This is a genomic window from Pacificibacter marinus (assembly GCF_900109555.1).
GTDB lineage: Bacteria > Pseudomonadota > Alphaproteobacteria > Rhodobacterales > Rhodobacteraceae > Celeribacter > Celeribacter marinus_C.
Genome location: NZ_FNZV01000004.1, coordinates 22,869 through 35,676 on the forward strand (window position 1 = coordinate 22,869; position 12,808 = coordinate 35,676).

At 53.4% G+C, this 12,808-nt stretch carries 13 protein-coding genes and 1 other RNA gene; 11 read left to right on the top strand and 3 right to left on the bottom strand.

The window, feature by feature from the left end; all coding sequences use genetic code 11:
• The first annotated feature begins 4 nt into the window (after positions 1-4).
• The 8 genes from gatA to BM025_RS06635 all read left to right on the top strand — a co-directional run bounded on the left by gatA (position 5) and on the right by BM025_RS06635 (position 7,723).
• On the top strand, positions 5-1,486 hold the full coding sequence (gene gatA, locus BM025_RS06595) for an Asp-tRNA(Asn)/Glu-tRNA(Gln) amidotransferase subunit GatA (RefSeq protein WP_085849175.1): 1,482 nt from the start codon (positions 5-7) through the stop codon (positions 1,484-1,486).
• Positions 1,487-1,520: 34 nt separating this feature from the next.
• On the top strand, positions 1,521-2,243 hold the full coding sequence (locus BM025_RS06600) for a hypothetical protein (RefSeq protein ID WP_085849174.1): 723 nt from the start codon (positions 1,521-1,523) through the stop codon (positions 2,241-2,243).
• A 6-nt stretch (positions 2,244-2,249) separates the two neighbouring features.
• Complete coding sequence (locus tag BM025_RS06605; RefSeq protein WP_085849173.1) at positions 2,250-2,951, top strand: N-acetylmuramoyl-L-alanine amidase; 702 nt, start codon at positions 2,250-2,252, stop codon at positions 2,949-2,951.
• A gap of 12 nt (positions 2,952-2,963) precedes the next feature.
• An RNA gene (gene rnpB, locus BM025_RS06610) (RNase P RNA component class A) lies at positions 2,964-3,381 on the top strand.
• 328 nt (positions 3,382-3,709) lie between these two features.
• Entirely contained in the window at positions 3,710-5,569 is a 1,860-nt protein-coding gene (locus BM025_RS06615; protein WP_085849172.1) for a heavy metal translocating P-type ATPase, read from the top strand.
• A gap of 248 nt (positions 5,570-5,817) precedes the next feature.
• Complete coding sequence (locus tag BM025_RS06625; RefSeq protein ID WP_085849170.1) at positions 5,818-6,528, top strand: DUF533 domain-containing protein; 711 nt, start codon at positions 5,818-5,820, stop codon at positions 6,526-6,528.
• Between the two features lie 315 nt (positions 6,529-6,843).
• A complete protein-coding gene (gene rpmG / locus BM025_RS06630) occupies positions 6,844-7,011 on the top strand; it encodes a 50S ribosomal protein L33 (RefSeq protein WP_085849169.1) in 168 nt (55 codons plus the stop codon).
• A 130-nt stretch (positions 7,012-7,141) separates the two neighbouring features.
• Entirely contained in the window at positions 7,142-7,723 is a 582-nt protein-coding gene (locus BM025_RS06635) for a GNAT family N-acetyltransferase (protein ID WP_085849168.1), read from the top strand.
• Between the two features lie 81 nt (positions 7,724-7,804).
• Here the strand turns inward: BM025_RS06635 and BM025_RS06640 are convergent, their stop codons facing one another.
• Together BM025_RS06640 and BM025_RS06645 are read right to left on the bottom strand one after the other, a co-directional pair.
• Entirely contained in the window at positions 7,805-8,545 is a 741-nt protein-coding gene (locus BM025_RS06640) for a Bax inhibitor-1/YccA family protein (RefSeq protein WP_085849167.1), read from the bottom strand.
• Positions 8,546-8,749: 204 nt separating this feature from the next.
• Positions 8,750-8,971: a DUF1127 domain-containing protein gene (locus BM025_RS06645; RefSeq protein WP_085849166.1), complete on the bottom strand. Its 222-nt coding sequence runs from the start codon at positions 8,969-8,971 to the stop codon at positions 8,750-8,752.
• Between the two features lie 119 nt (positions 8,972-9,090).
• On the opposite strand from BM025_RS06645, the gene BM025_RS06650 reads away from it, so the two are divergent.
• Positions 9,091-9,972 carry a LysR family transcriptional regulator gene (locus tag BM025_RS06650; protein ID WP_085849223.1) on the top strand — a complete coding sequence of 294 codons (882 nt, stop codon included), beginning with the start codon at positions 9,091-9,093 and terminating at the stop codon, positions 9,970-9,972.
• Between the two features lie 9 nt (positions 9,973-9,981).
• Here BM025_RS06650 and BM025_RS06655 read toward each other — a convergent pair whose 3' ends face one another.
• Entirely contained in the window at positions 9,982-10,956 is a 975-nt protein-coding gene (locus BM025_RS06655; protein WP_085849165.1) for an NADPH:quinone oxidoreductase family protein, read from the bottom strand.
• 377 nt (positions 10,957-11,333) lie between these two features.
• On the opposite strand from BM025_RS06655, the gene BM025_RS06660 reads away from it, so the two are divergent.
• Together BM025_RS06660 and BM025_RS06665 are read left to right on the top strand one after the other, a co-directional pair.
• Positions 11,334-11,708: a helix-turn-helix domain-containing protein gene (locus BM025_RS06660; protein ID WP_085849164.1), complete on the top strand. Its 375-nt coding sequence runs from the start codon at positions 11,334-11,336 to the stop codon at positions 11,706-11,708.
• 270 nt (positions 11,709-11,978) lie between these two features.
• A complete protein-coding gene (locus BM025_RS06665; protein WP_085849163.1) occupies positions 11,979-12,788 on the top strand; it encodes an inositol monophosphatase family protein in 810 nt (269 codons plus the stop codon).
• The last annotated feature ends 20 nt before the right edge of the window (positions 12,789-12,808 follow it).

Here is a 12,808-nt window from a genome sequence, read left to right on the forward strand (position 1 = left end):
CACAATGACTGATCTGAACACACTGACATTGGCAGCTGCGCGCGATGGTTTGCGCAAGGGTGACTTTACCTCATCTGATTTGACCGAGGCCTGCCTGACGTCTATTTCGGGTGCGGGAAAATTGAACGCATTTGTCCACGATACATCTGAACAAGCGCGCGAACAGGCGAAAGCCGCAGACGCTCGTATTGCTGCGGGGGACGCACCAAACATGTGTGGTCTGCCGATTGGCGTGAAAGACGTTTTCGCAACAAAAGGCCAGCCAACGCAAGCGGCGTCCTATATTTTGGACGGATTTAAGCCTGAGTATGAAAGCACGATCACAAGCAAGCTGTTTGGCGCTGGCGCTGTGATGTTGGGCAAGCTCAACATGGATGAATTCGCGATGGGGTCGTCGAATGAAAATTCTGTGTACGGCCCTGCGATCAATCCTTGGAAAGTCGATGATCGCGATTTGACCCCCGGTGGGTCATCCGGTGGGTCGGCTGCGGCTGTTGCTGCTGATTTGTGTTTGGCTGCGACTGGTACAGATACTGGCGGATCAATCCGTCAACCCGCGGCTTTCACTGGCACTGTGGGCATCAAGCCGACATATGGGCGCTGTTCACGCTGGGGCGTTGTCGCCTATGCGTCGTCTTTAGATCAAGCTGGCCCGATGACCAAAACCGTGCGTGATGCGGCGATTATGCTGGAAGCCATGGCGGGTCATGACGCGAAAGACAGCACCTCAGCTGATCTCGCTGTGCCTGATTTCGAGGCAATGATCACGGGTGATATCAAAGGCAAAAAGATCGGCATCCCCAAAGAATACCGTATTGATGGCATCCCAGACGAAATCGCAAAATTGTGGGACGATGGCGCGGCGATGCTGCGCGATGCTGGCGCTGAGGTGGTCGATGTGACCTTGCCGCATACGCAATACGCTTTGCCTGCTTACTATGTGATTGCTCCTGCTGAGGCCTCATCAAACCTCGCACGCTATGATGGTGTGCGCTACGGTCACCGTGCGAAAATTGGTGCGGGCGATGGCATTGATGACATGTACGAAAAAACCCGCGCCGAAGGATTTGGTCGCGAAGTTCAGCGCCGTATCATGATCGGCACCTATGTGCTGTCCGCTGGTTTCTACGACGCCTATTACAACCGCGCTCGCAAAGTGCGCACTTTGATCAAGCGCGATTTCGAACAGGTGTTTGCCACGGGTGTCGACGCGATTTTGGCCCCGACCACGCCATCTGCCGCGTTTGGTATCGGCGAAGTGACGGGTAAAGACCCTGTTGAAATGTATCTCAATGATGTGTTCACTGTGACGCTGAACTTGGCGGGCTTGCCTGGTATTTCTGTGCCAACAGGGCTGTCTTCTACCGGCTTGCCATTGGGGCTGCAGTTGATTGGGCGTCCATGGGAAGAAGGCGATCTGCTAAATATTGCTCATAGTCTTGAGCAATCGGCAGGCTTTGTTTCCAAGCCAGGCAAATGGTGGTAACTCTACGCGTAACATTCAACTTTTCGGGAGACGCATGATGCGCCGTGCCGCTTTTGCTGTGATATCTTTGGCTGCTTTGGCCGCCTGTGATCCGCCTGTGCCAAACAGCGGTGCTGGAGTCGGGTTTGGGTCTTATTCAGACTATCAAGCGAGCCGCGAAGCAGAGCTTATTGCATCTGGAGAAGGTGGTACTGCAGCACGGCCTATGGCTATTTCATCCGAAATGGGCGCCACATCGGGCGATGATATTGCCGAAGACGCCATGGCAGCTATCGGACGTGCATCTGGCGCGCCGGCTGATCCCACAGGACAGCTGGAACAGGGCGCAGATGTTGCTCTTGCTGGCACTGTAGAAAACGGCATCGGTATCTCAGCGGAAAACGATTTTTCAGCTGTCACATCAGAGCGTTCTATCGCCGAAGATGCAGCCCGTGTGGCGGCCAATCGTCAAGCCTATGAAGTGGTCGAACCAACGTCGGTGCCCGCGCGCCCCTCTGGCTCTGGCACGTCATTGGTTGAGTTTGCTTTGTCGACCACAAATTCCGTTGGCCAACCAATCTATTCGCGTTTGACCGTCGGTGCCCAAGCGCGTGCCGAGCGCAGTTGCGCCAAATATCCGTCACCAGACTTGGCGCAAGACGCGTTTTTGGCGGGTGGTGGACCGCAGCGTAATGTCAAAGGCATGGACCCCGATGGCGATGGTTTCGCGTGTTCTTGGGATCCGCGGCCTTTCCGTTTGGCGTCACGCAGCAATTAAACACACATGACTGATCTGACATGCCACTCCCATGCTTCGCCAAACTTTGGCGTACGCAAGGGCGGTGCCGTGCCGGATTTGGTGGTGCTTCACTACACTGCGATGCGGTCGGCTGATGAAGCTTTGGCGCGTTTGTGTGATCCTGCGTTTGAAGTTTCAGCTCATTATTTGATCGACTGTCATGGCAAAATTGTGCGTATGGTCGATGAATCTGACCGCGCATGGCACGCCGGCGCTGGGCAGTGGGGCGATGTCGTTGATGTGAATTCGCGCTCCATCGGAATAGAACTGGCCAATTCCGGCTCTGCACCTTTTGCTGCGGCGCAGATGGATGCTTTGGAAAATTTGCTGCGCGATATCATCAAACGCCACGCCATCGCACCCGAACGGGTGATAGGCCATTCCGATATGGCGCCCAGCCGTAAAATAGATCCGGGTCCCCGTTTTGATTGGCGGCGCTTGGCGTTGCAGGGGTTGAGTATTTGGCCCAAGTCGAAACAAGGCGTCTCACCTGACCCTCAAGTATTTGTTCAGGCTTTGACGGCTTTTGGGTATAGTGTTGAGACTTGTACGCTCGCATCTGCGCTTAGTGCATTTCGCGACAGGTTTCGTCCACGACATTCAGGGCCCTTAGACAGCATCGATATGGCGATTGCGATAGATATTGCTGCGCGCTTTCCCGTTGACCGCGAAGCTTTCACAGCCTAAGTCCCAAACCGCACGGATGGCTGGATGACCGCGGGTTCTGGGCGCGCAAGCGTACTGGGACGCGAGGAAAGTCCGGACTCCATTGAACAACAGTGCCGGGTAACGCCCGGCGGGGGCAACCCTAGGGACAGCGCCACAGAGAACAGACCGCCCTACGCGCGCGCAAGCGCACGCTGGGGTAAGGGTGAAACGGTGGAGTAAGAGCCCACCGCGCGAGCGGCAACGCAAGCGGCACGGCAAGCCCCACTGGGAGCAATGCCAAATAGGGGTTTCGTGTGAGGCACTGCGTTCGCGCAGAGTGATCATAGGGAGGTTCAAGCCCGAGAGACCCGGGTTGGCAGCTTGAGCGTATTGGTAACAATGCGCCTAGAGGAATGGTCATCGAGGGGGCAACCCCAGACAAAATCCGGCTTATAGGCCATCCGTGCATATTTTATTAACATCTGTAACCTGCGAATAGGCCTTATTTGGTCTCTCGCTAAGCTGGCGGGCGACTGCTCCGAGTATGGCTTGGCTAACTCGCATATCAGGCCTTTGGGGACGTATTGTCTGAGAGGGCCGTTGGCATTTTCATTGCCCCCGCGTTGCCATCAGTCCCAAATTTCAGCCAGCTGCACGGTTCAATTTGAAGCCGAAAGAACCCCTCGACGCCCTCTTTTTATTGCGCGATGATTGGGACAGAATCTGGGGCATAGCAGGTGGATGTCTTTTTGCTAAAATCCTGTAGCGATATACTTTGCCAAGGGAAATTGAACAGTATGCAACAGACAAGTACGAACAGGTTGAAGACAGCTCTGCTGTTGTTTCCGGTCGCGGGCCTCTTGTCGGGTATAGCTTTTTATTTCGCAGGTAGAGACGACGTTGCGGGCATTGCTTGGTTTATCGGGGTTGTTCCCGTGCTGGTGGCTCTTTTGGTTGAGATTTTGCGTAGCCTTTGGCGGGGCGAGGTCGGGTTAGATATAGTTGCAGCGCTGTCGATGACCGCGGCACTTACGTTCGGTGAAACGCTGGCGGCAATCGTCGTCGCTGTGATGTATTCGGGTGGAACCTTTCTTGAAAGCTTTGCCGAGGGTCGCGCCCGCCGCGAGATGCACGACCTGTTGTCGCGTGTGCCCCGAACCGCAACTCTGCACAGAAACGGTGGCCTTGAAGAGGTGCCGCTGGATGACATCGAGCTGGGTGATCTATTGCTGATCCGACAGGGTGATGTTGTTCCTGTGGATGGCTCGGTTTCGTCAGATGTTGCCTTTGTCGACACCTCGGCCCTGACCGGTGAATCGCTGCCAGTGCGCTTATCCCGCGGGGCAGATGCCATGAGCGGATCGACCAACGCAGGCGAACCGTTTGAATTGACCGCGACGCGCTGTGCCAAGGAAAGCACCTATGCTGGCATTGTGCGTCTGGTCGAGGAAGCTCAGCATTCAAAGGCACCGATGGCGCGGTTGGCTGATCGCTGGTCGTTGGGTTTTCTGGCCGTGACTGTCGCGATTGCCTTTGCCGCATGGTGGTTTACGGGCGATCCTATCCGTGCTGTGGCGGTTTTGGTCGTGGCGACGCCCTGTCCTTTGATTTTGGCTGTACCGGTCGCTCTGGTTGCGGGGCTTTCTCGTGCGGCGCATTTCGGCGTTTTGATAAAGGGCGCAGGGCCGCTTGAGGCGATGGCGCGAATTCGGACACTTATTCTCGACAAGACTGGCACCCTGACGGATGGGCGACCGCAGATTGTCTTGATAGACAGTCACGATGACATGGATAAAGACGAGATCCTGCACTTTGCTGCGGCGCTTGATCAGGCGTCAAAACACCCCGTCGCGCAGGCTATCGTCGCGGCGGCAAAAGCGCGTGATCTTGTGTTGTCCGTGCCTTCGGAGGTTGTTGAAATCCCTGGTGAGGGGGTCGTTGGCAACGTTGATGGGCACAAAGTGATCGTCGGCGGTGATGACTTTGTGGCGCAGCGTGTTGGACGCGCTTCGGGTGACCACCCAGTCGGTGCGCCAGGATCTGTTCTTGTCGCTGTGGCGGTCGATGGCCAAATGGCGGGGTATCTGGTTATGGCCGATCCTCTACGCAAGGGCATCAGCGCCATGCTTGCCAGACTGCGCCGCGAAGGAATTGCGCGCATCTTATTGGCGACTGGCGACCGTGCTGAGGTGGCAGAGCACGTGACCGAGGGGCTTGGACTTGATGGGATCAGAGCGGAGTTGACGCCCGATCAAAAAGTTTTGCTGGTGCTGACTGAATGCAAAAATGGTCCGGTGATGATGGTCGGTGATGGTGTGAACGATGCGCCGGCACTTGCCGCTGCAGATGTGGGCGTTGCTATGGGCGCACGTGGTGCGGCCGCCTCGGCCGAAGCCGCAGATGTGGTGCTGTTGGTGGACCGGATTGACCGTCTTGGTTCCGGTATCGAAATAGCGCGCCGCGCAAGGCATATCGCCATGGAAAGCGTCGTCGCGGGGATCAGTTTGTCGGTAGCGGGCATGATCGCTGCGGCCTTGGGATACCTGACACCAGTTCAGGGGGCGCTGCTGCAAGAGGCGATCGACGTGGCCGTCATTTTGAATGCGTTGCGCGCCCTGTGGATCGTGCCTCATGACGAAATGGCAGGACAGGAATAGCACGGCAGTCATTTTTCCGGCGCACTGTTTTCCAATCTTATGTCCGTTTTGGGACAATTATGCTCAGACTAAAAAAAGATGTGCTGACCCACTACGAGCGGCAACATAGTTTGCGCAGCTGATATTGGTGGTTGGATATTAGCGGTGTCAAATTGCAAATCGGTCCCCTTAAGTGGTCCAAACGCTTGGAATTCAATCAAATCACCCCCATATTTAGACCAACAGTTATTTAAACGGGGGATATCCATATGAGTTTCGTGAAAACATTGGCCACTTTGGCTGTCGGTTTTGCTGCTGCAAAAGGCGTTGCCAAGGTCCGCAAAATGGGCGGCATGGACGGCGTGCGGGATGCTATGCGCAAAGCAGGCGACGAGGGCGGCATGGCTGATCAAATGGGTCAGATGGCTGAGAAATTCGGTGTCCCCGGGGGCGCTGATGCCATTCGCAAGATGATGGGCACTTTTGGCGGGCAGGCGGCAGATGCGTCTGAAGCGACAGAGGCGGGCCTTGGGTCTTTGTTCGCGGCAATGGGCGGCGCGGCAACTGCAGGGGCGGGCGGATTGTCTGATATGTTTGCCTCTGTGACACAGGGCACGCCTGTTGGGCAGGCAGCAGAAGACAATGCCAAACTGATGATCCGCGCCATGATCATGGCGGCCAAGTCTGATGGCGAAATTGACGCCGAAGAGCGCACAAAAATCTTGGATCACCTGACAGATGCTTCGCAGGAAGAAATTGATTTTGTGCAAGCTGAATTGGATGCGCCTGTTGATCCTGTGGCTTTGGCTAAAGATGCGACTGAGGACACCAAGGGCAAGATTTACGCGGCAGCTTTGATGGCGATCTCTGTGGATACAGCCGCTGAGCAAAACTTTCTCAAGGCGTTGGCCGCTGCGTTGCAATTGGATGCTGTCCAGCAAACGGAAATCCATCAGGCTATGGGCAAGCCAGCGCTTTAAATCGCGCTGCTTTATGAAAATTGTTCTGGGCCTTGGTGTTTTGCACTGGGGCCTTTAATTTGTTTCCCTTTGCGCGTTTATCCCTCTGGTTGCCCATGCGAATCTATGGCATAGGACGCGCAAGAGCGATGTATTGGTCGATTTGATCGGCCGATGTGTCATAATTTAGGGCCATGGTGGCCTCGCTTGCTTTTTTACTGCAAAGCCATTGACTCGGCTCAGCAACGCTTTAAAAGGCAGGCTTCAAGAGATTTCACGGGGTGTCACGCGTAAGTGCCCGACTGACCCGTTGGACGTAAGACTGGAGACTTTAAAATGGCTAAGCCAACCACAATCAAAATCCGTCTGAACTCAACTGCGGACACGGGCCACTTTTATGTGACCAAGAAAAACGCGCGTACTATGACCGAAAAAATGGTCATGAAAAAGTACGACCCAGTTGTGCGCAAGCATGTTGAGTACAAAGAAGGCAAAATCAAGTAAGCCTGATTTGAACGACAAAATGCAAAAACCGCGCAAACCATCAGGGTTCGCGCGGTTTTTCTTTTTAGATAACCCCAGCGGACCTCCCCGAAGCCACGCGTATAGAGCGTGACATAGGAGACCTAGACCCATGTGTCTATTGAACGAGACCCCGCTGAGAGACGATTTAGATTTAAGTAATGTTGATGACTTTGATACGGCACAAGTGTTACCACCTTTTGAAGTGCGCACCGCGGCGCCAAGTGATGCCGCAGCGATTGATACGTTGATTGCAAAAAGCTACGGCGCACTTTTGACGCCCGTGTACCATGATGACATTTTGGCGCGTGCTTTGCCGCGGATGATGCGCACTGCGCCCAGCCTATTGTCTGGCGGGTCTTATTTTGTTGCAGACGCTGGAGGTGTTTTAATCGGGGCCGGTGGATGGTCGCAAGCCACGCCTTTTGGCGGTGTTGGGCCACGTGAAAATGGTCACATGCGCCGTTTTGCGGTCTTGCCTGACATGGTGCGCAGCGGCGTTGGGTCGCTGCTTGTGGCGCATGCTTTGAAACATGCCTGTGCACAAGGGGTGTCTAAAATGTTCTGCTTGTCGACGCTTGCTGCGGAACTGTTTTATGAAAATTTGGGGTTTGAAGCGACGGGCGAGGTTGAATTGACCCTTGAGCCCGGTCTGTATTTTCCAGCAATTCAGATGCAGATGGCGTTGACTTAAGCGACAAATTTTGAAGATATGCCCACAAAAAAGGCCAGTCCTAAGACTGGCCTTTTCGTTTGAGTATGAAGTCTTTTGTGATCAGTCGCGATTGCCAAGGAAGCTCAGCAAGAACATGAACATGTTGATAAAGTCGAGGTAGAGGCTCAACGCGCCCATGATCGCGGATTTCGCCAACCATTCAGAGTCCATCGCATGTGCGTGGGCTAGGTAGTCGTTTTTGATTTTTTGTGTGTCATAGGCTGTGAGGCCCGCAAAAATCAAAACGCCAATTGCAGAGATCGCAAAGCTCAAAACGCCGGACCCCAAGAACATGTTGACGACCATCGCAACGAGCAAGCCGATCAGGCCCATCATCAAAAACGTGCCCATGCCGGACAGGTTCTTTTGTGTGGTGTAGCCAAAGATCGAAAGGCCAGCGAATGAAATCGCGGTCACAAGGAATGTTTGCGTGATTGAAACACCTGTGTAGGCAGCAAAGATGTAGCTGATAGACAGGCCAAACAGCGCTGCGTACACGTAAAAGAACAGTTGCGCGCCAGCGGCGGACAAGCGGTTGATCGCAGCGCCAAAGGCAAAAATCATGCCAAGTGGTGCAAACATTGCAACGTAACCAAGGATATTGGGTTTCAGTGTGGCAGGGTCACGAAACAAAGACAAAAGCGCGTCATTTGACCCGACGGCCCATGCCACCAAAGCTGTAAGCAAAAGGCCCACGGACATTGTGCCGTAAACTTTGTTCATGTGGGTGCGAAGACCCGCATCAATTTGAGCAGATGAGCCTGCGTGTGTGCCTGCATTCATCGTTCTGTAGTCAGCCATCGACTGTCTCCTGTGCGACTTAAATTCTTTTGCCAAGCGGTTTACTTGGTTTCCAAATCAATATTGGGGTGATTGTGTTCGTTTTCAAGTCTCAAATGAGGCAAAATTGAATATCCAAATACAAAAAGACCGCACTCAAGCAGGGCGCGGTCTTGATCTTGATGGTTCGGGGACAATGAGACCAATCAAGTGGAGTTGGGCAGATTACTTCATCCAGTGCTGTGGCGCATCCCACGCGGGGCGCGCGGATTCTTTTAGGGCATCAAAGCGTGAGAGGCCAATATCTGCCAGCAAAGTGTCGTCAAGTTCAGCCAAGGCTTTGCGTTGACGCGTCACTGCTCGTGCTTGAATAAAGCGAGAGAGCAAAGAGAGGGCAGGGCGGGCAGGGCGGGCACGCGAAGCGCGCTGCAGCGTCAATGTAAGCATGGGTTGTTTCCTATATGTGAAGTGTCGGCGTCTATGTATCATTCATGTTGATATGTTTCGGCGATCATGCGACATAAGTAAAATGAATGATTGTTGGGCAAAGCATCACGGAGTTTGATATGGCGAGAAATTTGGATATGACGGCGTTGCGGTCTTTTGTAGCTGTCGCAGATTGCGGTGGTGTGACGCGCGCCGCAGGTTTTTTGAATCTCACGCAATCTGCCGTCTCGATGCAACTCAAGCGCCTTGAAGAAAGTCTTGATCTGAAATTACTCGATCGCTCTGCACGCACCATCGCGTTGACTGCCAATGGCGAGCAGCTTTTGTCATATGCGCGCCGGATGCTTGACCTTAATGACGAAGTGTTCGGACGGCTCACAGCGCAAGAATTCGAAGGCGAGATCGTTTTGGGCGTGCCCCATGACATTGTCTACCCATCCATTCCGCAGGTGCTACATCAGTTCAATGCGTCTTTTCCTCGGATGCGCGTCAATCTTGTGTCGTCTTATACGATCAAGCTGAAAGAGATGCTGGAACGTGGCGAAGCGGATTTGATTATGACCACAGAAGACGGATTAGATCCTGGTGGTGAAACAGTTGTGGAACTGCCGATGGTGTGGATCGGTGCGATTGGCGGGGCTGCTTGGCGGCATCGGCCGCTGCGTCTGGCCTTTGAACATAAATGTCTCTTCCGAAAGCCTGTGCAGCAGGCCTTGGATGAAAGCGGCATTCCGTGGCAGATGGCGATTGAAAGCGATCAGTCGCGCACGATTGAGGCGTCCGTGTCTGCCGATCTTGCTGTGCATGCGATGCTTGTTGGATCGACGCCACCGCAATCTGAACCCATTCAGCACGGGGGCGCTTTGCCAGAGCTTCAGTCGAAAAAGGTCAATATGTATCGCAAGGATGCCACACAAGGCAAAGCGATTGACGCATTGTGCGCTTTGTTGCGCAGCTCTTATGAAATGCGGGTCAGCGCGCGGGAATTGGCTGCACAATAGGGCGTGGACCTAAAGCGTGATGATCACTTTTCCTGTCGCCGTGCGATTGGACAATAGGCTTAGCCCATCGGTTGCTTGTTCCAACGGCAAGCGGTTGGAAATATGTGGCGTTATTTTGCCCTGAGCGGCCCAATCGAAAATCTGTGTTAAGGATTGCGTCACAACATCTGGCGCAAAGTTGAAATAAGCTCCCCAATAAAAACCAATCACCGAGATGTTTTTCACCAGCATGTGGTTGGGTTTCAGCTTGGGCAGATCCCCTCCCGCAAAGCCGATCAAAAGAACGCGCCCATCAGGATTGGTCGCCCGAAAGCATGCCTCGAACAATGTGCCCCCCACGGCGTCATAGACCACATCAGCGCCACCAAGCGCTTTGATTTTATCGCGCAGATCAGGGTCATCTGCATCGATCAAATGGTCGGCCCCAGCGCTGCGGGCTACGGCAAGTTTTGATGCGCCGCGTGCCACCGCGATCACTTCTGCGCCCATCAGTTTGCCCAGTTCCACAGCCGTCAATCCCACGCCGCCCGCAGCCCCCGTCACAACAAGCCGTTCACCACTTTGCAAGCGCGCCTTATGGGCCAGCGCCATATGTGATGTGCCATAGGCGATCTGCAAAGCGGTGGCATTCTCAAAAGTCAAAGCGTCTGGCAGGGGGATGCAGCGCTGCGCGGGTACATTTGCTTTTGTTGCCAGCCCGCCTTGCCCTGCAAAGACGGCGACGCGCATGCCTTTGCTCAGATGGCGCGGAGCATTCTTTCCGAGTGCAACAATATCACCAGCCATTTCAAGCCCGAGTGTAAAGGGCAGCTTGGGGGTGTCTTGATAGGTGCCTTTGCACATCAAGAGATCGGCAAAATTCAACCCACAGGCTCGCACGCAGATTTGCACTTGGTCTTGAGTTGGGGGATCAAGGGCGACGTGCGCAAGTTGCGGCGGCTTTGAGAAATCGGTGACTTGGACTGCTGAAATGATATGTGGCATGTCGGTTTATAGACTTAAATTACAAAACAAGTGAATCATCGAAATCGTCGCAGGGGGGAAATTCCGCTATTTTTTTTGAAAATCCTGTTACGTTATCTGAAAATTATGTTACGTAAAGTAAACGTATTTTCGATAATAGGGTTCGCAAAATGCAAATTGCAAATGTACTCGCGCTAAGGTTTAATAATAAAATCGATTTTTAGGCGCTCGGGAATTATTATTTTTTCGTATAATTATAAATTATTATTAAATATCAATCACATGAATTTTGTTCGTTCGGGCCTATCCAAAAAGACAGGTTGAGACTCGAGTCAACTCGGTCAAAATTTGCTACACACGCATAGGTTATTCTGTGCCCCCAGTAAGGAGCAGTTAATATGAAACATCCGGTGGATGTACATGTAGGAAAACGCGTTCGACATCGTCGTTGGATGGTTGGAATGACACAACAACAGCTTGCCGAAAAGGTGGGCATTAAGTTTCAACAAATCCAAAAGTACGAAACAGGTATGAACCGCGTTTCTGCGTCTCGCCTTTGGGATATTTCCGAAGCGCTCGGTGTGCCCGTTGCCTTTTTCTTTGATGGCGTTGATGCTGCGACAACCGATGTGTCGGCTGTAAATGAATCTGTTCCTGCAGATCTTCTTGCTGATAAAGAAGCTCTTGAATTGGTCCGTTCCTATTATTCAATCCCAGAAAATCAACGCCGCCGCTTGTTTGAATTGGCGCGTGTTTTGTCTGACGTCGCCTAGTATTATGACATTTGCGCCCGCGTGGCGCTGTCTGTTGGTAAATGTAGTTTTTTGCAATGGTCCCGATGCCTTCACTGGCTGCGGGACCTTCGCGTTTTTAATAGCCCCTTTGCATCTCAAGCTTCAGTCTTTGTTTGTCCCAAGCGTCTTGACGCAGATCACCTGACACTTTACCGCAAGAGATAAGCGTGGGCGCGTCGCCGCATCGCTGCTCATTCCGGCGCCAGATGTCGATCCCGCGCAGGCCGAACGCAAGGGGCGTGATCTAAAATGACACAGGCAAACATTGATGCACACCAGCAGCAAGACATCATCGCAACAGCCAATGCTGCAGCAGATGTCGCACGCGAGATAACGCTCAGCTATTTTCGTGGCACATCTCTAAACACCGAATCCAAACTGGAAGCAGGGTTTGATCCCGTCACAGTTGCGGATCGGGGGGCAGAACAAGCCATGCGCGCGGTTATTGCCAAAATGCGTCCTGATGATGCCATTCACGGCGAAGAATTTGGCCCGACCAAGGGCACTTCGGGTTTGACTTGGGTGCTTGATCCTATTGATGGGACGCGTGGATTTATTTCTGGCACGCCCACATGGGGTGTTTTGATCGCTTGCCGTGACGAGACACGGGTGCATGTCGGTGTGATCGATCAACCTTATATTGGCGAAAGATTCTTTGGCGGCTTTGGGATAGCAGAGCTGACAGGGCCGCATGGAGACAGGCCTTTGGCGGCACGGCGCGGCGTTGCGTTGAGCGATGCAATCATTTTCACGACCTTCCCAGAAGTCGGCACGCCGCAAGACCGCAAAGGTTTTGAGGCCGTTGCATCCAAGTGTAAATTGACGCGATACGGGATGGATTGTTATGCCTACGCGCTTTTGGCTGCAGGGCAAATCGATTTGGTGATCGAAGCTGGTTTGCAGCCCTATGACGTTTTGGGTCCCATCGGCGTGATCGAAGCTGCCGGTGGCGTGGTCACCGATTGGCAGGGTAATTCAGCGCAAAAAGGCGGGCGCATTATAGCCGCAGGATCAAAAGCTCTGCTGGACGAAGCTTTGGCATTGCTTGGCGATCACTGACCTGTCTTTTAAAGGTCCGT

What these genes read in the sequence shown, in the direction of transcription:
- gatA (WP_085849175.1), top strand. Translation starts at nt 5, where the DNA reads ATGACTGATCTGAACACACTGACATTGGCAGCTGCGCGCGATGGTTTG.
- BM025_RS06600 (WP_085849174.1), top strand. Translation starts at nt 1,521, where the DNA reads ATGATGCGCCGTGCCGCTTTTGCTGTGATATCTTTGGCTGCTTTGGCC.
- BM025_RS06605 (WP_085849173.1), top strand. Translation starts at nt 2,250, where the DNA reads ATGACTGATCTGACATGCCACTCCCATGCTTCGCCAAACTTTGGCGTA.
- BM025_RS06615 (WP_085849172.1), top strand. Translation starts at nt 3,710, where the DNA reads ATGCAACAGACAAGTACGAACAGGTTGAAGACAGCTCTGCTGTTGTTT.
- BM025_RS06625 (WP_085849170.1), top strand. Translation starts at nt 5,818, where the DNA reads ATGAGTTTCGTGAAAACATTGGCCACTTTGGCTGTCGGTTTTGCTGCT.
- rpmG (WP_085849169.1), top strand. Translation starts at nt 6,844, where the DNA reads ATGGCTAAGCCAACCACAATCAAAATCCGTCTGAACTCAACTGCGGAC.
- BM025_RS06635 (WP_085849168.1), top strand. Translation starts at nt 7,142, where the DNA reads ATGTGTCTATTGAACGAGACCCCGCTGAGAGACGATTTAGATTTAAGT.
- BM025_RS06640 (WP_085849167.1), bottom strand. Translation starts at nt 8,545, where the DNA reads ATGGCTGACTACAGAACGATGAATGCAGGCACACACGCAGGCTCATCT.
- BM025_RS06645 (WP_085849166.1), bottom strand. Translation starts at nt 8,971, where the DNA reads ATGCTTACATTGACGCTGCAGCGCGCTTCGCGTGCCCGCCCTGCCCGC.
- BM025_RS06650 (WP_085849223.1), top strand. Translation starts at nt 9,091, where the DNA reads ATGGCGAGAAATTTGGATATGACGGCGTTGCGGTCTTTTGTAGCTGTC.
- BM025_RS06655 (WP_085849165.1), bottom strand. Translation starts at nt 10,956, where the DNA reads ATGCCACATATCATTTCAGCAGTCCAAGTCACCGATTTCTCAAAGCCG.
- BM025_RS06660 (WP_085849164.1), top strand. Translation starts at nt 11,334, where the DNA reads ATGAAACATCCGGTGGATGTACATGTAGGAAAACGCGTTCGACATCGT.
- BM025_RS06665 (WP_085849163.1), top strand. Translation starts at nt 11,979, where the DNA reads ATGACACAGGCAAACATTGATGCACACCAGCAGCAAGACATCATCGCA.